The sequence below is a fragment of the Burkholderia sp. MSMB1498 genome (genome assembly GCF_001526245.1).
GTDB classification, from domain to species: domain Bacteria; phylum Pseudomonadota; class Gammaproteobacteria; order Burkholderiales; family Burkholderiaceae; genus Burkholderia; species Burkholderia savannae.
On sequence record NZ_LOYJ01000089.1, the window covers coordinates 14524 to 40589 of the forward strand.

Below are 26066 nucleotides of genomic sequence, written 5' to 3' on the forward strand. Positions count from 1 at the left end.
CGCGGCGACGGCATCGATCGCTTGCGCGTCCATCTCGTCGGCATACGCGATTTCCGCCACCTGCGCGCCTGCCTCACGCAGCCTCGTCGCGACGCGCGCGCCCACGCCATGCTCGTCGAGCAGCACCAGCCAGTGCCGCCGAGTGTCGATCAGTGCCCGCTCGAGCGGTGCGCTTTGGCGCAAGCGTGGCGCATACAGCCAGCCGACCGGGTCCGCGACGCGTGCGAGCGGCGACGGCGGATCGATCCAGTAGCGCTGATGTTCGAATGGCGTCGGCGGCAACGCAACCCGGCGTCCGCGCGCGGCGACGGCCGCCGCGCCGGCCGCGGCGCGCGTCACCGGGAGATCGCTTCTGAGGATCTCGATCGCCTCTTCGAGCGACGCGCACTCGCAGGCGATCCGCCATTCGAACGCGCCGCGCGACATCGCGAGCGTGTATGCGACATCCGCGAGCGGCGGCCGCTCGCGCTCGAGATGATCCGCGAGATCCGTCGCGAGCCGCCGCACAGCCGCCTCGGAACGCGCCGACAGCAAGAGCGGCCACGGGCCGCCGGCGTCGCCGCCGGTCGCTTCGGGCTGCGGCTCGGCGGCGGACTCCAGCACGAGGTGCGCGTTGGTGCCGCCCATGCCGAACGAGCTGACGCCGGCACGCCGAGTGGCATCGGGCCACGGGCGTGCGGCGGCGTTCACGAAGAACGGCGAGTTCGCGAGGTCGATGCGCGGATTGGGCTCGTGAAAATGCAGCGATGGCGGAATCACGCGATGCTGCAGCGCGAGCACCGTCTTGATCAGACCTGCGATGCCGGCGGCCGCGTCGAGATGGCCGATGTTCGTCTTGACCGAGCCCAGCGCGCAGAAGCCCTGTCGCGCCGTACCTTGCCGGAACGCGGCGGCCAGCGCCTCGAATTCCACCGGGTCGCCCAGCGCCGTCGCGGTGCCGTGCGCCTCGATCATGCCGATCGAATCGGGCGGCACGTCGGCCAGCACTTGCGCTTCGCGAATCGCGCAACGTTGCCCGTCGACGCCGGGCGCGGTGAAGCCGACCCGGCGCGCGCCGTCGTTGGAAACCGCGCTGCCGAGAATGACCGCGGCGACGGGGTCGCCGTCGGCCAGCGCGTCGTCCAGACGGCGCAGCATCACGGCGCCGGCGCCGTTGCCGCCGACGGTGCCGTTGGCCGCGCGGTCGAATGCGCGGCAATGGCCGTCCGGCGAGCCGATGCCGCCGGGCTCGTGGCGGTAGGGGCGGCGTTGCGGCGTGGTGATGCGAACCCCTCCGGCGATGGCCGTGTCGCATTCGTCGGCGAGCAGCGCCTGAACGGCCAGATGTACGGCGACGAGCGATGTCGAACAGGCGCTCGACACCGAGACGGCCGGGCCGGTGCAACCCAGCAGATAGGCAAGCCGCGACGGCAGGAACGACGGCTCGTTGGAGAGCAGCAACGACAGATCGTCGTGCAGCGCCGACGGCACGAGATTGCGAATCAGGTATTCGTTGAAGCCGGCGCCGGCAAATATGCCGGTGCGTCCCGGCAGCCGCCTCGGATCGTAGCCGGCGCGTTCGGCCGCCTCCCACGCGCATTCGAGCCATACGCGATGCTGAGGGTCCATCCGTTCGGCTTCCCGCGCGCTGAGCCCGAACAGCGCCGCGTCGAACCCGGCGACATCGTCGAGGATGCCCGCGGCATGAACCTCGTATCCGGCGTCGGTTGGCGTGACGGGGCCGAAGAACGTGACGGACTCGACGCCGTGCACCAGGTTGTTCCAGAACTGCTCGGGCGAGCTCGCGCCCGGAAACCTGCAACCCATGCCGATGATTGCAACGTGCGGAGTGCTCATTCGTGTTCCCTCTCGATCTTTTGACGGCGTTCCATGGTCCGGCGACGGCGGCGCAGTGCGCGCTCGTCCGGTTCGTCGGCGGTGGCTTGGCGGGTTTCGCCGGCGGCGATTTGCGAAGCGATCGCGGCGATCGTGGGTTGCTGGAAGAGATCGACCACGCGCAGACTTTCGGCGCGTGGCAGGCGAGTGCTCATCAGACCGTGCGCCCGGACGATCGCGAGCGAGTCGCCACCCGCGTCGAAGAAGTTTTCATCGACACCGATCGCCTCGCGGCCCAGCACCTCGCACCAGATCGCGGCGAGCGCTTCTTCAAGCGCGTTGCGCGGTCCCTGCGCCGGTGCCGTCGGCGCGCTCTCCCGGGGGAGCGCCCGCCGGTCGATCTTGCCGTTCGCCGTCAGCGCAAATCCGTCGACCCGAATCAGTGCCGACGGCATCATGCTGTCCGGCAGCCGCTGCTTGAGTGCCGTGCGAACCCGTTGCGCATCCACGTCGGCGGCCGCCGCATACCAGGCCACCAACTGACGGCCGCTTGCGCCCTCGCGAACGTCGGCCACCGCGCCGCCGATTCCCTCCAGCGAAGACAGCGCGCACTCGATCTCGCCCAGTTCGATCCGGTAACCGCGAATCTTGATCTGTCGATCCGCCCGACCCAGCGACTCCATACGTCCGCCCGGCAGGAATCGTCCCAGATCCCCCGAGCGGTACATCCGCTCGCCGGGCCGATACGGATCCGCGACGAACCGCTGCGCCGTCAGCGCTTGCGCGCCCAGATAGCCGGCCGCGATGCCTTCGCCCGCAACGTGAATCTCGCCCACGGCGCCCGGCGGCACGAGGCGCCCATGCCTGTCCAGCAGATAGATTCTCTGGCCCGGAAACGGCCGTCCGATGGTCACCGGCTGGCCGCGCCCCAGCGGCTCGAACGTCGTGATCACCGTTGTCTCGGTGATGCCGTACACGTTCGCGATGCGCGGGTATTGGGCGGGATCGGCGCTGGCCGGCAGCGAGGCGTGATAGGTCTCGCCGCCCACGACCGCCCATCGCAGCCGCACGCCTCGATGCGGCACCGCCACAAGCTGCTGGAAGGCCGCCGGCGTCTGGCACACGATCGTCGCGCCTTCCGTGCGCAGCAATTCGTGAAACGCTTCCGGCGAACGGGTGACCCAATACGGCACGGGCACCACCGTCGCTCCCGTCATCAGCGGATACCAGATCTCCAGGATCGAGTAGTCGAACGCGTAGGAATGGAACGCCGTCCATACATCGGTTTCGCTCAGCTCCATCCGCTCGCGCAAACCGTCCAGATGCATCACGTCACCGTGCCGCACCATCACGCCCTTTGGCCGGCCGGTCGATCCCGACGTATAGATCACGTACGCCAGATCGTCCACCGTCGCCTGACATGGCGTGAGCGCCGCGTCAGGCGTGACTTCAAGTTCCCCCAATTCGACCTGCCGCACCGCGCCGCACCATGCCCCGCTGCCTCCGATGACCATCAGCGGCTGCGCGTCCTCGATCACGAGCGCCTTGCGTTCGTCCGGCCAGTCGGGGTCCAGCGGCACATAGGCGGCGCCGCTTGCCAGAATCCCGTACATCGCGGCGATCGTCTCCATCGTCCGCTCGCCGACTATCGCGACGCGTCCTCCCACGCCCACGCCTTGACCCTGCAGCCAAGCCGCCATCCGTCGGCCCCGCGCCGTCAGTTCCGCATAACTGAGCCGCCGATCGCCAAGCCGCAACGCCGTAGCTTGGGGCCGCGCAAGGGCCTGCTCGTCGATCCGCTCGACGATGGTCCGGCACGGCGGCGGCAGCACCTGGTCCCCTCCGCTCCAGTGAACCAGCAGCGTCTCGCGCTCCGTGTCATCGAGCATCGCCGCCGCCAGGTCGCCGACCGTCGCCGCTTGCGCCGCCGCGCTCAACAACCGCGCCAGATGCCCCGCCACCTGCTCGATCGACGCGCGCTCATAGCGCGCCGGGTCGTACAGCAACGTCAGCTTCAAGCGCCCGCCTTCCGGCACCGCCACTACCGTTAGCGGCCAGTTCGTGCGCTCCACCGCACGCACCGACACCACGCCGATCCCGCCTCCGAGCAAATCGCTCGGCTTCGCCATCGGATAGTTCTCCACCACCACCAGCGTATCGAACAGCCGGGTACCGCGTTCCGCCTCGCCCCAGCCCTCGATCTGCGCAAGCGACACCGCGCCCGCCTCTTCCCGTCTCGCCTCCGCCTGCATCACCGATCTCAGCCACGCGCCGAGCGGCGCCTGCCCGTCCACCTTGATCCGCGCCGGCCGCGTCTCGATCAGCACCCCCACCATCGACTCGCTGCCGCTCACTTCCGCCCGCCGCCCCGAGCTCGTCATCCCGAACAGCACGTCGTCGCTTGCGCCGTAGCGGCTCAGCAGCACCGCCCAGCATCCGGCCACCACGCTCGCGAGCGTCACCCGCTCGCGCTTCTCCAGCGCTTCCAGCGCACCGCGATCGACTTCGACCGTGACCGGCGCGCCGTCTTCGCCATCCGGCAATGGCGTCGGCAGCACCAACTCCCGCGTGCCTTCGAAATCGCCCAGTTCCGCCCGCCAGAATCCCTCGCCCGCGCCTTGCTCCCAGATCGACCGAGACCACGCCACATAGCCGCTGAACGGGCTGCGAGGCGGCCGCTGCGCCACATCGCCCGCCACCCGCGCCGCATACGCGCGCACGAGCTCGCCGATCAGCAGCGACAGCGACCAGCCGTCCAGCAACAGGTGGCTGTACGTCACCACCAGTTCCCATCGATCCTCGTCCGTTTTCAGAAGCGCGCAGCGCAGACATGGCGCCGCGCGCAAATCCAGCCCCCGCTCTCGATCGGCACGCAGCCACGCGTCCAGGTCCAGCCCCCGCGGCCACGACTCCTGCTGCCACGGTACCGACACCGACGTGTGCACGATCTGAACCGGCTGCGCCACGCCCTCCCAATGAAACGAGGTACGTAGCACCGGGTTCGACGCGACCACGTCGCTCCAGGCGCTCCTCAGCGCCTGCTCGTTCACGGCGCCGGCCAGCGTGCAGGTCAGTTGCTCCACATACATCCCGTCACCGCCGAGCGCGTGGTACAGCATCCCCTCCTGCATCGGCGTGAGCGGGTAAACGTCTTCCACGTCGATGCTCGACGAATCGCCGAGCGCCGTGCGGGAACCCAACTCGTCTAGCGTCGTGCGGATGTCGTCGAGCAGGCTCGCGATGGTGTCGTCGCGATGCGCACGGGGGTTGTATTCGATACTCACGTTCAGTGAGCCGTCGATGATGGCCGCCCCTATGTCGAGCAGATGCGAGCGTGGTGTCGAAGGCGCGCGGTCGCTCCCGATTCCGGCGCGCAGCAGTCGCCATTCCCCCGCCTTGGCCTCCAGTCGTCCCAGAAAGTTGAACAACAGCGGGCGCGGCGACCAGTCGGCTCGCCCCTTCAGATAGTGCAGCGCCTGATAATCGGCGCCGTGCTCGCTGCTCGACCGGATCGCCGCGCGCACGCTCTGCAGCGTTTCCTTGAACGTTCCGCCGCGAATCACGGTCGGCATGATGGTCGTGAACCAGCCCACGGTGAACGGAACCTCCGGATCGTCGGCGAAGCCGTTGCGTCCGTGCGATTCCAGATCGATCACGACTTCGTGCCGTCCGGACCAGCGCATGATCGCGCCGGCGACAACGGCTGCCGTCACCTCGTCGATGCGATAGCCCTCGGCAGCGGCAAAGCCGCTGATGATCCGCGACGTGGTCGCCCTGTCCAGCGCGCAGGATTGTTCGCCGGATGCCGCCACGTCGCCAGCTTCGTCCGTGCCGTCGAGCGGCAGCGACTCGGACGACGCCGCGCCGCCGAGCAATTCGTCGATCAGGCCCGCGGGCGCCGCGGCCGCCCAGTCGATGCGACGCCGGGTCCAGCGCCGCATCGTCGTCGGCACGGCGCCAAGGTCGTTGCCCGCGCAAAGCGAAGCAATCTGGTCAATGATGATCTGCCAGGACACCGCATCGACGGCGAGATGATGCGCGATGAGCAGTAGACGCCGCGAATCGTCCGGGAATTCGAGCAGCCCGGCGCTGAGCAACGCGGCGTGCTCGATGCGGATCGATGCCCGAAGCCGATCCGCGGCCTCGTCAATCGCATCGTCTTCGGCGACGGCAAGCTTCACGGTTTCAAAGACGGGCTTCACCCGCTGGATCACCCGCTGCCGCCATTCACCCTCTTCGCGAAAGTAAGCGGTCCTCAAAGCCTCGTGAATCGTCACCAGCGTTTCCAGCGCGCCGCGAATGGCCGAGGTTTCGGTCTGCGCCGGCACCTGCAACAGGACCGATTGGTGAAACCAGTCAGGCTCCCGCGGTTGCTGCAGGAAGAACCAGCGAGCCATCGGCGGTAACGGAGCTGCGGTTTCGCCGTCCGGCTCGACGACATCGGAGGCCGCTCCCGCGGCGGCCGCGATCTTGGCAATCGTCTGCAACTGGAGCACGTCGCGGGGCATGATGTGAATCCGCTGCTCCCGTGCGCGGGTCACGATGCGAATGGCAAGCATCGAGTCGCCGCCGGCGTCGAAGAAATTTTCGTGAACGTCGATGGCTTCGCGACCCAGAACCACTTGCCAGATCGACGCGAGTGCTTTCTCGACGGCGTTTCGCGGCCCCTCCGCCGGCGACGTCTGTGCACGCACCTGCATGAGTGCGCGTCGATCGATCTTTCCGTTCCGGGTCAACGGCACGCTGTCGATCGACACGATCGACGCAGGCAGCATGTATGGCGGCAGGCGCCGCGCGAGCGCGTCGCGAATCTCGGCATGGTCCAGCACGGCGTCGGCGCGGGCCACTACATATGCCGCGATCGTCTGGCGCCCATTGTGCTCGACAATCGTCGCGACGCCGCGCTCAACGCCGGGCGCCGCGCCGAGCGCCGCCTCGATTTCGCCGATTTCGATGCGAAAGCCGCGGATCTTGACCTGGTCGTCGATCCGCCCGAGGAATTCAAGGTTGCCGTCGGCGAGCACCCGCGCGCGGTCGCCGGTGCGGTACATCCGCTCACCCGGCACGTGCGGATCGTCGACGAAGCGATAGGCGGTCAGGTCCGGCTGGCCGAGATAGCCGCGCGCGACGCCCGCGCCGGCGATCCAGAGATCGCCGGGCACGCCGATCGGCAAAGGCCGCAGCGACGACGACAGCACGTACAGCCGTTGCCCCGGGAGGTGCCGCCCATAAGGCACGAAGGAGGCGTCGGGGGGAAGGTGGCGCGTGTCGTAGTAACACGACCAGATCGCCGCCTCGGTCGCCCCGCCGAGTGCGATCACGTGCAGTTCGGAGGTCGCGGCTTCTCTGATTCGCGCGGGCAGATTGACGGGCACGCGGTCACCGCTCATCATCACGAGCTTCAGCGAAGGCGGCAGCTTTCGCCGGCTGTTGCGGCACTCGAGCAGCAGCAGTTCCATCACGGCCGGCACGGACTCCCACACCGTCGCCCGCTCACGCTCCATCAGGTCGAGCCAGACGTGCGGCTCGACGTTCGACGATTCCGGCGCCAGCACGACCGCGGCGCCCGCCGCGAACGCGCCGAAGAAATCGAACACCGACAGGTCGAATCCCACGGACGACACGCACAGCAGCCGGTCGGCCGGGCCGATCGCGTAACGCCTGAGAATGCTCTCGATAGTTAGCGAGGCGGAGCGATGGTCGATCATCACGCCTTTGGGCTTGCCGGTTGAGCCGGACGTGAACATGACATAGGCGAGATCGCCGAGCGCGACCGTCGGAGGCGCGACATCGGCGGGCGCGGCCTCGTCGACGAGGATCACCCGCGCGTCGATGCCGTCAAGCGCCGCGGCGAGTTCGCGCGTCGTCAGCACGTAGTTGAGCGTGGCGAGCACGTCGCGCATGCGCTCCGGCGGCGTCGCCGGGTCGATGGGCACATAAGCGCAACCTGCACGCATCACGCCGGAATACGCGGCGATCGCGCCGACCGAGCGCGGCAGCAGCACCGCGACCGGTTCACGCCGCGCACCAGCCGCAACGACCGCGCCGGCGACGCGGCGCGTTTCTGCCGCCAGTTCGCGATACTGCATGCAGCCCTCGGCGCAGATGACCGCGGGCGCGAGCGGCGTGAGCGCGGCGTGGCGCTCGATGCCGGCGTGCAGCAGATAACCGTCGCCTTCCGGCGGCGTGGCGTTCAGATCGTGAATCAGGCACCGTTCTTCCTCCCGCGACAGAATGGACAGGCTCAGGATCGGCCGTTGCGGTTCGGCGGCCAATGCCTCGACCAGGCCACGCATGGCAGTCGCCAGGTAGGCGGCCATCCGGGCCGGGTCGATGCCCGCAACCGTCTGGGCGGTCAAGCCAAAGCCCTCGCCCAGGTCATCCACCGAGAGCGTCACCGGATAGGTGGTGCGCTCCTCCGAGTGAAGCTGGCGCATTCCCTCCCAGGTCCCGTCGGCTATGCCGGCGGTACTGTGGCGATAATTGAGCAAGGTGCTGAACAGCGGTAGCGGCGGCACCACCCCACTGCAGCGCTGAACCAGCGACAGGGGCGCTTGCTCGTGTTCCAGCAGCCCCGTCAAACCGTGATAGGCGGCCTGAACCACCTCCTGCACGCTGCGCTCCGCCAGGCATATCCGTACCGGAAGGGTATTGATAAGCACCCCCATCACCCGATCGGCGCCGGCCAATTCCCGCAGACGACCCAGCAGCACCGACCCGAAGACCACGTCGTCGCGGCCGCTGGTCTGCACCAGCACCTGGGCCCAGCCGACATGGAACAGCACGCCCGGACTCATACCCAACCGCCGCGCCTGATTGCGGATCGCCCGAGCCAGGTCGTCGGCCAGCGCGAGATGGGCCTCGGTTATATCCTTTCCGTCGTCTCGCGCCTCGAGCACGCCGAAGGGAGCGGTCGGCTCATCGACGTCGCCGAGCACCTCGCGAAAGTAGGTCTCGTGCACATCCGCCGGCACGCTCGAGACTTGCGCGATGAAGTTTCGGTAAGGCAGCGCCGCCGGAAGGGCTTCGGCCTGCCCGTGCAGAATCGCGGTAATTTCGGCGACGATGAGTTCCAGCGTCAGATGGTCGGCGATCAGATGGTGGAAGGTCAGCGCCAGCAGCCACTCGCCCCGCTCCGGATCGTGAGCGATGTCGAGCGCGAACAGCGGCGCACGGCTCAAGTCGAGGCGGCGCGCGCGCGGATCGGTATGCCTTAGCAGCTGGGTGGGAACATGGCCCTCCTCTGCGGGACTGAAGATCTCGGCGTGCAGTGCCGCCTGACGCCAAACGACCTGAACCGGCTGCGCCAAGTCCTTCCAGCAGGCGGCGGTGCGCAGGATGTCATGACGATCGATGACCTGTTGCAAGGCCGCGAGAAAGGCGTCGAGACGCGCGCGGGTATCGAAAGCCAGCAGGCTGCGCAACAGATAGGCATCGCCTTGCGTCTGCTGCAAATGATGAAACAGGATGCCTTCCTGCAGCGGCGCCAGCGGATAGATGTCCTGCACATTGGCTGCCCCGCCGGGAACCGCGTCGACGACGGCGTCGATCTCGGCCTGGGAAAGTGCCACCAGCGGCAGCATGGCCGGCGTGATGGCACCGCAACCGTCGGGGATGCGGTTGGGCGGCACCACAAAAGCGGGCGCGTCGCTGCGCCGGGTGTCGATGGCCCGAGCCAGATCAGCGAGCACCGGCGCGACGAACAGGCTGCGCACGTCGAGCGACCAGCCGAGGCTCCGCAGCCGCTCGATCATGCTGACTACCAGCATGGAATGGCCGCCGAGCTCGAAGAAATGGTCGTTGCGGCCGACCTGTTCCAGGCCCAGCAAGTCCTGCCAGATCCGCGCCAGCGCCGTTTCCACTTCGCCCGTCGGCGCTTCATAGCCACGGGACGCGACCGCCGCCAAATCAGGCGCCGGCAGCGCCTCGCGGTCGAGCTTGCCGTTGGGCGTGAGCGGTAATGCATCCAGTATCACGAAGGCACTGGGCAGCATGTACTCGGCCAGTTGCCCGGCGAGTTGCCGACGCAATTCGCCGGGGACGAGCGCGACGCCGGACTGCGGCAGCACATAGGCGACGAGGCGTTTGTCGCCCGGCGTGTCTTCGCGAGCGATCACCACCGCGTCGCGCACGCCGTCGCATCGCGCGAGGCGTGCTTCGATTTCGCCCAGTTCGATGCGGAAACCGCGGACCTTGACCTGGAAGTCGATGCGACCGAGATACTCGATGTTGCCGTCGGGCAGCCAGCGTCCAAGGTCGCCGGTCTTGTACATGCGTGCATCCGGATCGGCCGAGAACGGATCGGACAGGAAGCGTTCGGCGGTCAGCTCGGGACGATTCAGATAGCCCCGCGCAACGCCGGCGCCGGCGATGTGAATCTCGCCCGCCACGTCGATCGGCACCGGCTGGCCGTGCGTGTCCAGAATATAGATCCGGGTGTTGGCGATCGGCCGGCCGATATGACTGGCAAAGCCCTCTGCCCGGTTCATCCGTATCCAGGTCGAGTAGGTTGTTGTCTCGGAGGGGCCATACAGATTGCACACATGCTGTACGGATGTGCGGGCAAACAAACGCTCGACTACGCTTTGTTTCAATGCCTCGCCAGCCAAATTGACCGTTCGTGCCTCGCTGGGGATTGTGCCTGTCTCGATCAGGTGCGCGATGGCCGACGGCACCGTATTGATCAGGCTGACAGGCTGTCCTGCGGCGGCTAGAGACAGCGCATCCGGGACGAGGTGAGCCGTGCCGCCGGAAAGCAGTGGCGCAAAACACTCGTATACCGCCAAATCAAAATTGAGCGATGTCGCGAAAAGGGTATGCGCCAACTCATCCGGGCTGAAGGTACGTTGTGCCCAGGTGAGAAAATTCACAGTATTGCAGTGGGCGATCGCCACTCCCTTAGGCTGCCCAGTGGAACCCGATGTGTAGATCACATAGGCCAGATGGCGCGAAGTCAGTCCCAGCGCTTGCGCATCGGGATTGCTGTCCATTTGCGCATCGATGGACGGGTCCTGGGTGTCAAGCAGCACGGTGGGCAGTTTGGAGGCCAGGCCGTTGATCAACGCGCGCTGGGTCAGCAACGCCACCGGCGCCGCATCGTCCAGCATGTAGCGCAGCCGCTCGGCCGGATAGGCCGGGTCCAGCGGCACGTAGGCGCCCCCCGCCTTGAGGATGGCGAGCAACCCCACCACCATCTCCTGGCTGCGCTCCACGCAGATCGCCACCCGCTCGTCCGGCCCCACCCCCAGCGCAATCAGGTGATGCGCCAGCCGGTTGGCGCGGCGATTCAATTCGCCATAGCTCAGCGACTGATCCTCGAACACCACCGCAACAGCGTCGGGGCTGAGCTCGACCTGTTCCTCGAACAGTTGGTGAATCAGCGCGTCTTGCGGGAAGTCAGCCCGGGTAGCATTGAAATCGAACAGCAGTTGCGCGCGTTCCGCGTTCGACAGCATCGGCAGCGCATGCGCATTCGCCTCCGGTGACGCGAGCGCCGCGCGCAACAACGCGACGTAGTGCGCGCCGAGCCGGCAAACCGTCTCCGCGTCGAACAGATCGGCGTTGTATTGCCAGACCGCGAACATCCCGCGCTCATCCCCCTCGATCGACAGATAAAGGTCGAAGCGCGCGAACGGACTGTCGAGATCGAACGGCGTCGCGGTGCCGCTCGCGGTGCGCACCGCCGGAAGACGTACGTTCTGGAATGCGAACGCCGTCTGCGCGAACTGATCGTGCTGCGGGCCGCCGCGCGCGCGCAACCGGTCGACGATCGCGTCGAGCGGCACGCCCTGATGCGCGAACGCGCGCGCCGTCGCCTCACGCATCCGCTCGACCAGCGAGCTGAAACTGTCGTCGTCGCGCACGCTCGTCGCGAGCGCGATGAGATTGACGAAATAGCCGGCGATGTCCTCGGCCGCCTGGAACGGCCGGTTGGCCGCGGGCGTGAGCGCCACGACGCGCGGATCGCCGGTATACCGATGCAGCAGCAGCGCGAACATGCTGAACAATGTCGTGAACAACGTCGTGTTGCGCGTGCGCGAGAACGCCGCCGCCGCCTCGATGCAGTCTGCTGGAATCTCGACGCGTTCGGTGCCGCCGCGCCAGCTCGGAACGGAGGCGCGCGGGCGGTCGCCGCGAATCGCCGGCACCTCATCGAGGTCCGCCAGCGCCTCGAGCCACGCGTCCAGTTGCGCGGCGTAGTCGGGCGTCTCCATCCAGCGGCGCTGCCAGGCCGCGAAGTCGCGGTAGCTCAGCCGGCCCCCCGGTGCATCACTTTCGTCCGGAGAGGCGAGATACGCGCTGAAGTCGCGGATCAGCACGCTCATCGACCACCGGTCGAAAATCGCGTGATGAATCGTCAGCACGAGCACGAGCGGCCGCTCGGGCGTCGAGAACAGGTCGATGCGCCACAACGGCCGCCCGGCGGCGAACGGCAGACGGGCAACCTCCGCGGCGCGCGCGCGCAACGCACCGTCGCCGTCGACCGACATCCGCTCGATCTGCACCACCGGCTCGGGCAGCACGGTCTGCTGCATCGGCTCGCCGCCGACGAACACGGTGCGCAGGATGTCGTGCCTGCGCGCGAGCGCGACGAACGCACGGCCGATTGCCTGCGAGTCGACGGCGTCCGCCAGTTCGATCGCCATCTGCTCGTTGTACATCGCCGGATCGCCGAGCCGCGTCGCGGCAACGAGGCGGGCCTGTCCCGGCGACAGCGCGCCCGCGTCGCCGCCCTCGCCCGGCAACGGCGGCGGCAGCGGGGGCGCGCGCGATGCGTCGTCGTCGAGCATCGCCAGCAGCGCATCCTTCGCGTCGCGCAGCCGCGAGACAAGCGCGCCGTCAAGCGCGCCCGGCGGTCCCTCCACGTGGAGCCGGTCGTCGCGGCGGCGCAGCGTGATCCCCGCATCGGCCAAATCGGCCATGAGCCGAACGATATTCATAGCGTGATTTCCTCCGTCTCGGCTCCGGTCGTCGAGCTGTGTTCAGTGACGAGTCGCCGCTCGATCTGCGCCGCCACGGCTTCAATCACGGCGTCGAGCGACGAACCGTCGACCAGGTTCGAAATCGACACCGATACGCCCATCGAGCGCTCGATCGCATTGCGCAGCTCCGAGCCGGTCAGCGAATCGACGCCGAGCTCGATCAGCGACGCCTGATGCGAGAACGCCGAGGAACTGGACAGCACCGCCCGCAATTCGGCGTCGAGATAGCCGGCGATCAGCGCGCGGCGCGCGGCGGCCGGGCGGCCGCGCAGTTGCTCGATGTCGAAGGCGCGTGCGCGCGGGGCCTGGGCGCGGCCGGTGATGCCCTCGATCGCGCGCGGAAGATCCGGCTGCGCCGCGATTCGATCGATGTCGATCGCCGCGACGATCACGTGCGGCTCGCCCGCGAATGCCTGCTCCAGCGACGCGAACGCCTCGACCTCGGTGAGCGGATGGAGGCCGCTCGAGCGGATCCGCTCGGCCGTCTTCGCATCGGCCGTGCCCATGCCGGACGTCCATAGTCCCCAGCCGATCGACAGCGCGGGACGCGCGCGCACGCGGCGCCGTTGCGCGAGCGCGTCGAGATACGCGTTCGCGGCAGCGTACGCGGCCTGGCCGTGGCGGCCGACCACGACGGAGATGGACGAATAGAGCAGGAAGAAGTCGAGCGGCTGTGCATCGGTCAGGCGGTCGAGCAGCGCCGCGCCGCCCACCTTCGCGCGCAGCACGTTCGCGAATGCGGCGGCATCCAGCGTGGCGAGCGGCGCGTCCTGAACGATGCCCGCGCAGTGCACGACGCCGCGGATCGGCCGCGCGGCCGCCGCGAGCGCACCGCGCAGCGATGCTTCGTCCGCGACATCCGAGGCGACGGCCTGCACGTCGACGCCGTCGCCGCGCAGGCGTTCGCAGGTTGCCCGCACGCCGTCGCCGACCTCGCCGCGCCGGCTGATCAGCAGCAGATGGCGTGCGCCGCGACCCGCGAGCCAGCGGGCGGTCGCGAGACCGAGCGCGCCGGTGGCGCCGGTCACGACGTAGGCGGCGTCTCCGTCGAGCGCCGGAACCCCGCCCGCCGCGCCCGCTCCGGCGTGGCGCAGCCGCGGCACGAGCGCGGTCGCGCCGCGTACCGCCATCTGCTCGTCGCCCGGTTCGTCGCCGAGCAGCGCGGCAAGCGTCTCGAACGACGCCGCCGATCCGTCGATATCGATCGTGCCGCGCCATGCACGGCCCTGCTCGCGCCGCGCCACGCGAACGGCGGCGTTCATGGCGGCGGCGACGGGATCGACATCCTCCGCGGGCCCGGTGGCAACCGCGCCGCGCGTGACGAGCGTCACCGGCCCCGCCGCGGGCGCCGCCGCCAGGCGGCGCGCAAGCGCGCCGACTAGCGCGCCGCGGCACGCCACGGCCTCGACAGGCTCGCCGTCATGCACCGCGCTGTCGAACGCGAGCACGATGCCAAGGTCGGCGGGCCCGGCTTGCAGGATCGCATCGGCGTCGGCGGCCACGATCGAGCAGCGTTCACCCGAGGCTTCGAGCGCGCGCGCGACTTCCGCGCAGAGCGCCGGGTCGCCCGCAATGACGCGCGCACCCGTGCGGCGCGCGCCCGCCGGCGTCGAGGCCGGTTGCCATGCGATCCGGAAGAGCTGCGACGGCGCCCCGACGGCGCGCTCGTCGACCCAGTAGCGCTGGCGGTCGAACGCATAGGTCGGCAACGGCGCGAGGTGGCGGCCAGCGCCGCCTAGCGCCGCCCAGTCGACCGGCAAGCCCGCCACGTAACGCTGCGCGAGCGACGGCAGCAGGTCGAGACCGTTCGCGCCGCCGGCAAGGTCCGGCGACGACTCGCGTCCGAGCGGCATCGCGCCGCACACGCCGGCGCTGACGGCCGTGTCCTCGCCGCGCGCGAAGCGGTGCAGCTCGCGCGCCATGTCGTCCGCGCTTTCCGCGACGGCCGCGAGCCGGTGCGGGAAATGCGAGCGTGCGACGCGCGACGCGTGGCAGGCGGCCGCGAACGCGCGCGCATCGAGGCCCGCCAGGTGATCGGCGTATCGCGCCGCGTTCGCCCGCAGCGACGCATCCGATTTGGCGGACACGGTCAGTAGTTGTTGCGCGCCGGGCCCGTCGTCCGGCTGAACCGCCTGCTCGACGCGCGGCGGCGCGACGACGAGCGCGTGCGCGTTGGTGCCGCTGAAGCCGAACGAGCTGACGCCCGCGATGCACGGCCCGGCGTCCCGATCGATCCGCTCGTTGCCGAGCGCGAGCCGCAGCGGCAAGTTGTCCCAGTCGATGCCTCGGTTCGGTTGCGTGACGTGCAGCGTGGCGGGCACGACGCCGTGGCGGACCGCGAGGATCGCCTTGATCAGTCCGGCGATGCCGGCCGCGCCTTCGAGATGCCCGAAGTTGCTCTTGATCGAGCCGAGCAGCACGCGCGCGTCCTTCGCACGGCCCGCGAATACGGACGCGAGCGCCGCCGCCTCGATCGGATCGCCGAGCGCGGTGCCGGTGCCGTGCGCCTCGACGTAGCGTACCTGCGACGCATCGAGGCGCGCGGCCCTCAATGCGCTGCGCACCAGTTCGCGCTGCGCGTGCTCGTTCGGCACGGTCAGGCCCGCGCTGCGGCCGTCGTGATTGACGGCCGAACCCGCGATCAACGCATCGATCGTGCGGCCCGCGGCCTGCGCGTCGCCAAGCCGCTGCAGCACCACCACGCCGCATCCCTCGCCGCGTACGAAGCCGTCCGCGCCATCGTCGAACGACCGGCAGCGCCCGCTCGGCGACAGCATGTGCGCCCGGCACTCAGCAGCGGTCGACAGCGGCGACAGCACGACGTTCACCCCGCCGACGATGGCGATGTCGCATTCGCGCACGCGCAGCGCATGACAGGCAAGATGCGCCGCGACCAGCGACGACGAACACGCGGTATCGACCGTGAGCGACGGCCCGTGCAGGCCGAGCACGTGCGATACGCGACCGGCGAGCACGCTGGGCGCGTTGCCCGCGGCGGTGTAGAGATCGACGTCGGCCGCGCGGCGGAACCGGTGCGCGTAGTCCTGATGCATCACGCCGGCGAACATCCCCGTCGCCGTGCCTTTCAGCGCGGACGCCGGAATGCCGGCGCGCTCGATCGCTTCCCACACCACCTCCAGCAGCATGCGTTGCTGCGGATCGAGCATCACCGCTTCGCGCGCGGAAATTCCGAAGAAGCCGGCGTCGAACGAGGCGATGTCGTCGAGAAAACTGCCGGCCCGGCAGTAGATGCGGCCGGCGGCATCCGGATCGGAGTCGAAATATCGCTCGGCGTCCCATCGATCGGGCGGCACCTCGCGAACGCCATCCGTGCCGTCCAGCAGCAGTCGCCAGAGGTCGTCCGGCGAATTCGCGCCGGCGAACCGGCAGCCCATCCCGATCACCGCGATAGGCTCATGCAGCTGCTGCTCGAACTTGCCGAGTTTGTGTTGCAGGCGCTCGATTTCGAGCAGCGCGTCCTGCATCAGTGCAGTGGGATCGATCGGATTCATCGCGAGTCCGCCCCCCGAAGCTCGTCCAACTTTGCGGACAGCAGTTCGACGATCTCCTCTTGCGACAGCCGCTCCGCCGGCGCCTGCGGTTGCGCGTCGCCGGGCGCGGGCGCCGCCGTAGCCGCGCCTGCTCCGGCGGCGGGAGCGTCGAGCGCGGCGCCGAAGATCGTCCGAGCCAGGTAGTCGGCAAGCGCGGCAATCGTCGGGTTCGAAAAGATGACCGTGGTGGAGATCGTGCGGCCGAAGCGCTTTTCGAGCCGCACGCGCAGGTCGGTGATCAGCAGGGAATCCAAGTCGTAGTCGAACAGCGAGCGTTCCGGATCGAGTGCGGCGAGACTCGTGCCGGTCACGGCCGCCGCATCCTCGGCGAGCAGCCGGAACAATCGATGCCGGCGATCGGCTGCCGGAAGCGCCAGCAATTCGCTGACCGACGAAGTGAGCCCGGCGCCGGGCCGCGCGGTGGCGATGCCGTCGAAGCGGCTTGCGGGAACGTGCGGCGGCCATTGATCGATGAGCCGCTGCCAGTCGATCGGCAACAGCACGACATGCGGCGGCAAATCGGCGGCCAGCGCGATCTCGAACGTCGCGCGCCCGCACTCGGTTTCGATCTGCCCGATGCCCAGTTGCGCCAGCCGGCGCTTGGCGCTCGCCGCCGTGCGGGCCAGCATGCCGACGTCCTGCCACGGCCCCCATGCGAGGGACAGCGCAGGCAGGCCCTGAGCGCGGCGATGCGCGGCCAGCGCGTCCAGGTACGCATTCGCCATCGCGTAGCTCGCCTGCCCCGGCGCGCCGAACGCGGCGGCCGCGGACGAGAAGAGCACGAAGTGTTCGAGCGCATGGCCGCGCGTGCGCTCGTGCAGCAGCCACGCGCCCTGAGCTTTTCCGGCGAAGGTCGCGGCGAGCGACGCCGGCGTGACGTCGCTCACCAGCCGGTCTTCGACGACGCCCGCGAGATGGCAGATTCCGCGTAGCGGCGGCATCGTCGCGCCGATGTCGTTCAGCAGCGCGTCGACGTCCGCTTCCCGCGACAGGTCGGCCTGCCTTACCTGCACATCGACGCCGTCCCGCCGCAATACGGCCAGCGTCTCGTCGGCTGCGTCGCCGGGCGGCCGGCGGCCGACGAGCATCAGCGAGCGCACGCCGAGTGCCGCGAGCCAGCCCGCGACTTGCAGCCCGAGATCGCCCAGGCCGCCCGTAATCAGCCAGGTTCCGTCGCCCGCCGGCGCGTATTCGGCGCGCCGGGGCAGCGCGCGCTCGTCGAGGCGCGGCGCCGTGACCTCCGCGCCGCGGATCGACACCTCGGTTTCCCGATCGAAGCAGTCGAGGCCGCGGCGAATCGCGCAGGCGTCGTCCGCATGCAGCGCGAGCGTGCGCAGGTGCGGGGTTTCCATCGCGGCCGCTCGCGCCAGCGCCTGCAACGGTGCCGACGCCGGCGCTTGCGGCGCCAGGACGACGGCGATACGGCAGGGCTCGTCGCGCCGGGCGGCCGCCGCGAACAGCGCAAGGGCGCCCTCGTAGAGCGCCGGGGCCGGCGCGGCCGAGCGCGCGTCGATGCCCCGGCAATCGACGATCAGGCCGGCCCGCTCGAACGGGATCTCGTCCGGCGTCGCGACGACGAGCGTCTCTTTGCCCTCGTCGCGCAAGATCGACGCGAGCCCCGATGCGACCTCGCCCGCATCGCGCACGACGACGATCGGCTCCGGCAAGGCGAATGGCGCACCGTCCGTCACGCCCCGCCATTGAACCGCGTAGCCGTCGCGCAGCGGCTCGATCCGCAGCAGTTCGTTGCGGCTGACCTCGCGCGATTCGAGGCCCGTCAGCTCGACGAGCGCGCCGTTGCCGTCGAACACGCTCGCGTAACCGCGGTCGGCGGCTGCATAGCATCGCATCTGCGCGCCGGCGCGCCCCCGGATCGTCAACCGCGCGATGCGGGTCGGCACGAACGCGTTGCTTCCGTCGGGCCGCGCGGCGGCCGCGACCAGTTGCAGCGCCGAGTCGAGAATTCCGGGGTGCAGCGACCAGCCCGCGTCGCCGGGATCGGCACGCATCGCGCAGGCAGCCTCGCCGTCGCTCACGACGATCTCCGAGAGCCGGCGGAATGTCGGCCCCATGACGACGCTGCGAGCGCGCAGCCACGTATCCAGCAAATCGGTGGAGATCGCTTCGCCGCGCACCTGCGCCGATGGCGCGGCGTCTTGATCCGCGCCCGCTTCGGCGCGTGCCGTCGCATGGGTTTCGAAGGGCTCGGGCGTGAGCACGGCCGCCTCGAAACCGTCGCCGTCCCGCACCAGTTGCAGTTGCACCCGCCGCGCCGCGCCCGCCGGAATCACCAGTGCCGCCGGAAAGCGCAGGTCGCTCAACACGCAAGCATCCGCCCCGGTGAGCTCCCGCACGCCGTCGGCGATCATCACCGCGAGGGCCGCGCCCGACACGACGATCTTTCCGTAGATCACGTGATCCTGGAGAAACGGCAGCGTCGCCACACTCCAGTCGGCGTCGAAGAACGTCGCATCCAGCGCGGGCGCGTCGGTCCGCCGGCCGAGGAACGGCGACACGCCGCTTTCGGCGAAGCGTGGCGCGCGGTCGATCCAGAAGCGCTGACGCTGGAACGGATAGGTCGGCAGCATGACCCGGTTGCCGTCGCGATAGTGTTGCGTCAGGTCGAGCGCCACGCCGGCCGTCCACATGCGGGCGATCGCCTCCGGCGACGCCGGATCGAGCGACACCACGCCCGCGCCCCCCGCGCCCAATGCCACGTCGCCGAATTCCAGCACCAGCGCGGCGCCCGCGGCCTCCAGCGCCGCCGCGGCATCGTATGCGGCGTCGTTCGCGCACGCCAGTTCGTCGCGCACCGCCGCCGGGCTGTCGATGGGCAAGCCCGACGATGCGCTGATCCACAGCAGCGCCGGCGCGGCGACGTTGTCCGCGCGACGGTTCCGTACGTCGTCGAGACTCAGCGCGCCGGCGGCGAAGGCCGCCGCGAACACGCCGTCGCCCGTCGCGCACACGCTCGCCGGCACGACGCCGCACGCCCGCACGCGGGCGAGGACCGCGTCGAGATCGCGTGCGCCGCCAAACGCGAAGCTCACTTCCGGCACGCGGGCCGGCACTTCGGCGCTGATCACGTCGGCACCGGAATCGCCCGCGGCGAATGCCCGCAGCGAACCGATCAACCGCTCGCGGGATTCGGCGCGAAACGCCGCGCGCTGTTCCCAATGGCGGCGGCCTATAGCCGCCGTCAAGCACACGTCCTCGAGCCGCACGTCCGGGTTGCCTTCGAGAAACGTCGCATAATTCGCGCACAGTTCGCGCAGCGCAGCGTCGCCGCGCGCCGACAGCAACAGCAGCGGCACCGTTTGCGGCGTCCTGGGTTCGCGCGGCGGCGCGGCCTCCACGATCACGTGCGCATTGGTGCCGCCGATGCCGAACGAACTGACGCCCGCACGCCTGAGCGGCGCGTCCCACGGCACCGTGTTCGTCGGCAGGTAGAACGCGGATTCGCCGCGCAGCGCCGCGATCGCCTGCTCGGCCCCCACCGCCGCCGGAATCTGCGCGTGCTCCACTGCAAGCGCGGCCTTGATCAGGCCGCACGCTCCCGCGGCCGCGTTCAGATGCCCCACGTTCGCCTTGAGCGATCCAAGCGCGCACCGCGCGTCGCCGGGCCGTCGATCGCCCAGCGCGGCGGTCAGCGCCGCCAGCTCGACCTCGTCGCCGATCGCCGTGCCCGTGCCGTGCGTCTCGACATAGCCGATCGACGCGCCGTCGACTTCGCTCAACGCCAGCGCGTGACGGATCACCTCGCTTTGCCCCCGGCCGCCCGGCGCGGTGAAGCCGACCTTCGCCGCCCCGTCGTTGTTGATCGCGCCACCGCGAATCACCGCCAGAATCGGGTCGCCGTCGTCGAGCGCATCCTCCAGACGCCTCAGGACCACGACCCCCGCGCCGTTGCCGAAGACGGTGCCGCTGCTTTCCGTCGTGAATGGCCGGCACGCGCCGTCGGCGGACAGGATGCTGCCCTCCTCGTACACATGCCCTTGCCGCTGCGGCAGCGCGATGCTGACGCCGCCCGCCACCGCGAAGTCGCACTGGAAACTCAGCAGCCCATGCAGCGCATGGACCACCGCGACGAGCGAAGTCGAACAGGCCGTCTGCAGCGTGACCGCGGGCCCGCCGAAATCCAGCCGGTACGCGACCTGCGTCGCGAGATAGTCCTTGTCGACGCCCACCCATTGCTGCAGGAAGCGGTTCGGCGACGCGCGATCGAGCCGGTCGCGCACATGGTCGACCAGATAATCGACGGTGGCCGACCCGGCCCAGATCCCGACGCGAGGGCCGCGCACCGCGCCGTGGCCGGCGCGCTCGAGCGCCTCGTGCACGCATTCGAGGAAAATCCGCTGCTGCGGGTCCATCGCCGCCGCCTGCGACGGCGCAATGCCGAAGTACGCCGCGTCGAACAGGTCGACGCCTTCGAGCGCCCCGCCCGCCCCGACGAAGCCGGGCTGCGCCAACACTTCCTCCGGCACGCCCTCGCGGCGGGCCGCATCGGTGGTGAAGCGCTCGATCGCGATGCGGCCATCGGCGATCAGCGACCAGAATTGTTCCAGCGTGGTCGCGCCCGGCAGCCGACAGCTTGCGCCGACGATCGCCACTGCATCCACGGGTGTTTCGTAAACAGTCACATAGCCTCCTTGCGTGCGCGTGCGCGCTGTCTGTAGGCGCGCACGCCGGCGACGTCCTTCGTGTCGAGCGTGTCTGCGCCGCTCGCGGCGGAGCGCGAGGCGAGCGCGCGAATCGTGGCGAGCGAGAAGAAATCGACGAGCGGCGCAACCGCCACGCCCCGCGACGCCAGCAGCGCGCGCAAGCGCACGATGTGCATCGAGGTCGCGCCGGCGTCGAAGAACCCTTGTTGCGGATCGATGTCGACGCCGACCACCTCGGCGAACGCATCGAGCATCGTCGCTTCGAGCGACGCGTCGCGCCGCGCCGCGGCCGCGACCCGTGCCGCCGGGGCCGGGGCCGGCAGCGCGGCCAGCCGCGCGCGATCCACCTTGCCGTTCGCCGTCAGCGGCAGCGCGTCGAGCACGGCGACGTGGTGCGGCTGCATATAGGCGGGCAAATGCAAAACCAGCTCGGCGCGCACCGCCGACACAATGTCGCCGCGCCGCTGCGGCAACGCGACCACGTGCAACTGAATCACCGTCGCGCCGCTGCGCCGGACCACCGACGCCACCGCGCGCGAGATGCCGCCCGCGCGCATCGCGGCGGCCTCGATCTCGCCCAGCTCGATCCGGTATCCCTGCACCTTGACCTGGCCGTCCATCCGCCCCAGCAACTCGAGTTCCCCATTGGGCAGCCAGCGCGCGAGATCGCCCGTCCGGTAAAGCCGTCTGCCATCCCCATCGACGAAGAAACGGCGGGCGGTTTCCGCCTCGTTGCCGAGGTAGGCGAGCGCGAGGCCGCATCCGCCGAGCAGCAGTTCGCCGGCGACGCCGTCGGGACGCTCACGCCCGTCGGGCGCGCGCACGAAGCACTGCTGGTTCGACAGCGGCTTGCCGTACGGAATCGAAGCCAGCGCCGCGTCGGCCGGCGCGATCGGGTGGACGACCGACCAGATCGACGCTTCCGTCGCACCGCCGAGGCTGATCGGCTGGACGTTCGGGAACGCGTCGCGCAGCCGCTCGGGCAGCGTCGGCGCGACCCAGTCGCCGCTCAGCAGCGCGAGCCGCAGGTGCGGCGAGCGCGGCGCGGCCACGTCGAGCAACAGTTCGAGCACGGCCGGCACGGAATTCCAGATCGTCACCTCGGCATCGCGCAACGCCTGCGAGATCGCATCAGGATCGCGCGCGCGCTCGGGGAACACCACGGTGCCGCCTGCCCCGAGCAGTCCGAATATGTCGTAGACCGACAAGTCGAAAGCAAGCGACGATACGCAGAGCGCCCGATCGGCCGGGCCGACGGCGAAACGCGCATTGATGTCGTCGATCGTGTTCGCCGCGGCTTCGTGCGTGATGACCACGCCCTTCGGGCGGCCCGTCGAGCCGGACGTGAAGATCACATAGGCAGCGTCGTCCGGGCCCGCATCCGCCACCGGCGCGGGCGCGACGCGCGCGAGCGGACGGTCGAGGCGCAGCGACGGCACCGGCAGATCGATGTCGCCCGTCGTCACGACCGCGTGACGGGCGCCCGCCTCACGCAGCAACTCGTCGATGCGCGCCGACGGCCAGGACGGCTCGACCGGCAGATAGGCCGCGCCGGCCAATTCGATGCCGAGCAGCGCCGCAATCGCGCGCGGCCCCGGCTCGACGACGGCCGCCACGACATCGCCGCGCGCGACGCCGAGCCGCTGCAGCGCGCTGCCGATGTCTTCTGCGTCGCGCAACAGCGCGCCATAGGTCAGTGCCGCACCGCCCTGCCTCACGGCGACGGCATCGGGGCGCGCATTCGCTTGCCTGACGAACGCCGCCTCCAGACGACGCGGCGCGCGCTCGACCTCCGTCGCATTGGTCGCCGCACGCCGTGCGGCCTCGTCCGGCGCAAGCTTCGCAACCACGGGCAGCTCGACGGCCGACGGCTCGGCCGCGATCGTCGCAAGCGACTCGACGAACGCGGCGAACATCGCGTCCACCATCCGTTCGGGAAACAGCTGCGTGACGTATTCCCACATCACGACGAGACGCTCGCCGCGCCGACCGAGGATGGCATGCAGCGAGACCTGCGGCGTCGGATTGGCCATGTCGACCACCCGCCCGAGCGCATCGAGCACTGCCAGATCGTCCGCCGGGTCGCCCGACAGCAGGCTCGTCAGGACCACCGGCATCAGCACCGGCGCGCCATTGCGGCGACCGAGCTCGCGCAGGATCGCCACGCCGGAGCACCATGGCTCGTCCAGGTCAGCCCAGACTTGCCGCTGCACCGCCCGGGCAAGCTCGACGAACGAAGCGTGACGCTCGCGCAGGGAAAGCAAGGTATTGCTGGTGTAGTCGCCGATCGCTTCCCCGGCTTGTGCCGCCCGGGTATTGCAGGTCACGTTGAGCGTGAACTCGGGCGCCGCCGACCACAACCGCACGACGTCGGCGAACGCGGCGGTGCACAACGAAGCGAGCGTGACGCCCAGCGCCTGCGCGCGCGCCGTCAGCGCCGCGGACAGCGGCTCCGGCAATTCCCGGCGAAGATTGACAAAACGTGGGTCGACGACGTCGGCGAGCGCCATCGCCGCCGGCAACTCCGGCGCGGGCGCAATCGACTCGACGCGGCGCAGCCACGCTTCGCGGCGTTCATCGGGCAACGGCGGCGGCGCGGGCGGCACGATGCCGGGAGACGGCTCGCGAGACGCGCCGTGCGCCAGTTCGCGCACCAGCCGCAAAAAGCTGCGCAGGTCGCCGGCGAGCAGCCCCAGGCGCACATGCAGAACGGACATCGTGTCCGTGATGCGGCTGAAGCATGCGGCGACGGGGCGTCCGTTGCCGTCGGCCAGTTCCGCACGCACGGCGCACAAGCGCTCGGCCAATGTCGACTCTTCCAGATCGCGCAGGTCCTGCTGAGGCAGGACCGGATCGTAGGCGTGCGCCTCGAAGACCGCGCGCCCGTCGCCGCGCACCGCCATCCGCAGCGCGGGGTGGCGTTCGACAAGCTGCGCCAGCCGCCGGCTCAGATCGGGCACGCGGGCGTGGTCGACTTCGAAATCGACGCGAATATGCGGTTGGACACTACCGAGCGGCACGCCACTTTGCTGGCCGATCCAATAGGCCTGCTGCATCTCGGACAACTCGAACGGCTGGTCAGCCTCGTAGTGCCTCGGCGCCGCGGGGGCCGCAGTCTGCGCGCTGTGCCCGTCGCTGATTTCGCGCCTCAGACTATCGGCCGAAGCGGCGAACAGCGTCGCGAACGTCAGGTCCACACCGTGGCGCGCGCGCACCGACGCGGCCAGCCGCGCGGCCGACAGCGAATCGAGTCCGAGGTCGATGAGCCGGCTGGCCGGCTGCGCCGCAGCCCCCGGCACAAATCGCGCGATCTCGGCCAAGATAGCGTCGCCGGCCATGCCGCCACCGTCATCGGCAACGATCTGCAAGTCGCCGCGCGCAAGCGCGTCGCGCGTCGCCGCCCGGCGGGTCTTGCCGCTCGACGTACGAAGGATGTTCCCCCGCCGCAGCAACACGATGCGCGCCGGCGCGACGCCGTGTTCGTTCATCAACGCCGAGCGGATCACCGGAATGATCGCGCGGGCCGCCGTCTCGTCGCAGCCGCTGCGCACCTCGGCGCCGACCAATATCCCTTCGCCGTCCGCGCCTTCGATCGCCGCGGCGAATACCCGCCCCATCCGGATGGCGGGGTGGCATCCAGATATGGAGTCCTCAATATCATGGCAATAAAAATTCCGGCCGCCGACGATGATCAGATCCTTCAGCCTGCCTGCGACGAACAGCGAGCCGTCGTGCACGAAGCCGAGATCGCCGGTCCGCAGCCACGGACCTTCGCCGTCGTCGAGTCGCGCGCGAAAGATCCGCTGCGTTTCTTGAGGACGACGCCAGTAGCTCCCGGCGACGGTTCGCCCGCTCACCCAGATTTCGCCGATGACATCCGGCGCACACGGCCGGCACGTTTGCGGATCGACGATTCTCACACGCGTGTCGATCAGGCTGGTGCCGCACGATGCGAGTTCGACACCGTCCCGATGCGGGACGACGCGGCCGAGCGCCAGCGCATCGCGCTCGAAACGCGCGCTGCGCATCCCCTCGCCACGGCGTCCCGACGCCACCTTCAGGGTCGCTTCGGCCAGCCCGTAACCGGGGGTCACCACCGATGGCCGCAAGCCGAACGGCGCGAACGCCGCCTCGAAGCGGCGTACCGTCTCGCAACGAATCGGTTCGGCTCCGTTGAGCGCGAAGCGCAACGAAGAAAGATCGGTTTCGGGCGCGAGATCGGCCGCTCGGTCCGCGCACAACGCGTACGCGAAATTGGGCGCCGCCGTGTGCGTGCCGCGCACGGTCGCGATCGCCCGCAGCCATGACATCGGTTGTGCGATGAATTTTTCCGGCGGCATTAGATACGCGGTGAAGCCGCAGTACAACGGCGTGAGAATGCCGTAGACGAGGCCCATGTCGTGGAAATACGGCAACCAACTGACCATGACGCTGTCGGGGTCGTGCAGCGCGGCGCTGTCGAGGTCCCTGATCGTCGCGCGCAGCCCCGAGTGCGTCACGGCGACGCCCTGCGGCGTTCGCGTCGAGCCGGACGTGTATTGCAACAGGGCGGGATGGTCGTCGGTGACCACGCTCAGGAACGGCGCGCGACGTTCACCGTCGTCCGTGCGCATCCACTGAATACCCGGCAGCGCCTCACGCTCCTCAGCGGTCAACGCGATAGCCGCGCCGCAATCCTGTGCGATCGCAAGCATCGTGTCGCGGCCATGCCGAGGCGCCACGGGAACAGGAATCGTGCCGGCCAGGCAACAGCCGAAGAAGGCGGGAATGAAATCGAGAGGATTCCGAAAAGCCAGCATCACGCGATCGCCGACCGACGCGATGCGCGCCAGGCGGAAAGCAATCGCGGATGCGCGTTCGCATAGACACGCATTGGTCAAACAAACGTCTTCCGATGAGCCGACGGAAGCGAACGCAGGAAAATCGGGGGCCGCTTCGGCACGCGACATCAATTGCCCGGCGATCGACTCGGCGCCGGAATACGTGGAAGAGCGACCGTTCCGAGCCTTGTCGTCGACGGGAGGCGGGGGCGATGCGCCGATACGAGAGGTGCTCAT

4 protein-coding genes and 1 pseudogene are annotated in these 26066 nt (G+C 69.5%); all 5 read right to left on the bottom strand.

What is annotated here, in order from left to right; translation table 11 throughout:
* Positions 1–81: 81 nt before the first annotated feature.
* Positions 82–1836: pseudogene (locus tag WS91_RS37435) on the bottom strand (type I polyketide synthase); the annotation flags it as partial.
* Positions 1833–12755: a non-ribosomal peptide synthetase gene (locus WS91_RS19480; RefSeq protein ID WP_059670809.1), complete on the bottom strand. Its 10923-nt coding sequence runs from the start codon at positions 12753–12755 to the stop codon at positions 1833–1835. The gene WS91_RS19480 and the pseudogene WS91_RS37435, both read right to left, overlap by 4 nt.
* On the bottom strand, positions 12752–16309 hold the full coding sequence (locus WS91_RS19485) for a type I polyketide synthase (protein ID WP_059670810.1): 3558 nt from the start codon (positions 16307–16309) through the stop codon (positions 12752–12754). The genes WS91_RS19480 and WS91_RS19485 overlap by 4 nt, the downstream gene beginning before the upstream one ends.
* Positions 16306–20988: an SDR family NAD(P)-dependent oxidoreductase gene (locus WS91_RS19490; protein WP_231752045.1), complete on the bottom strand. Its 4683-nt coding sequence runs from the start codon at positions 20986–20988 to the stop codon at positions 16306–16308. The genes WS91_RS19485 and WS91_RS19490 overlap by 4 nt, the downstream gene beginning before the upstream one ends.
* Positions 20985–26066, bottom strand: coding sequence for a non-ribosomal peptide synthetase (locus tag WS91_RS19495; RefSeq protein WP_231752046.1), 5082 nt, complete (start codon positions 26064–26066; stop codon positions 20985–20987). The genes WS91_RS19490 and WS91_RS19495 overlap by 4 nt, the downstream gene beginning before the upstream one ends.

Excerpts from the sequence above, each read along its gene's own strand:
- WS91_RS19480 (WP_059670809.1), bottom strand. The coding sequence starts at position 12,755 with ATGAATATCGTTCGGCTCATGGCCGATTTGGCCGATGCGGGGATCACG.
- WS91_RS19495 (WP_231752046.1), bottom strand. The coding sequence starts at position 26,066 with ATGAGCACCTCTCGTATCGGCGCATCGCCCCCGCCTCCCGTCGACGAC.
- WS91_RS19485 (WP_059670810.1), bottom strand. The coding sequence starts at position 16,309 with ATGAATCCGATCGATCCCACTGCACTGATGCAGGACGCGCTGCTCGAA.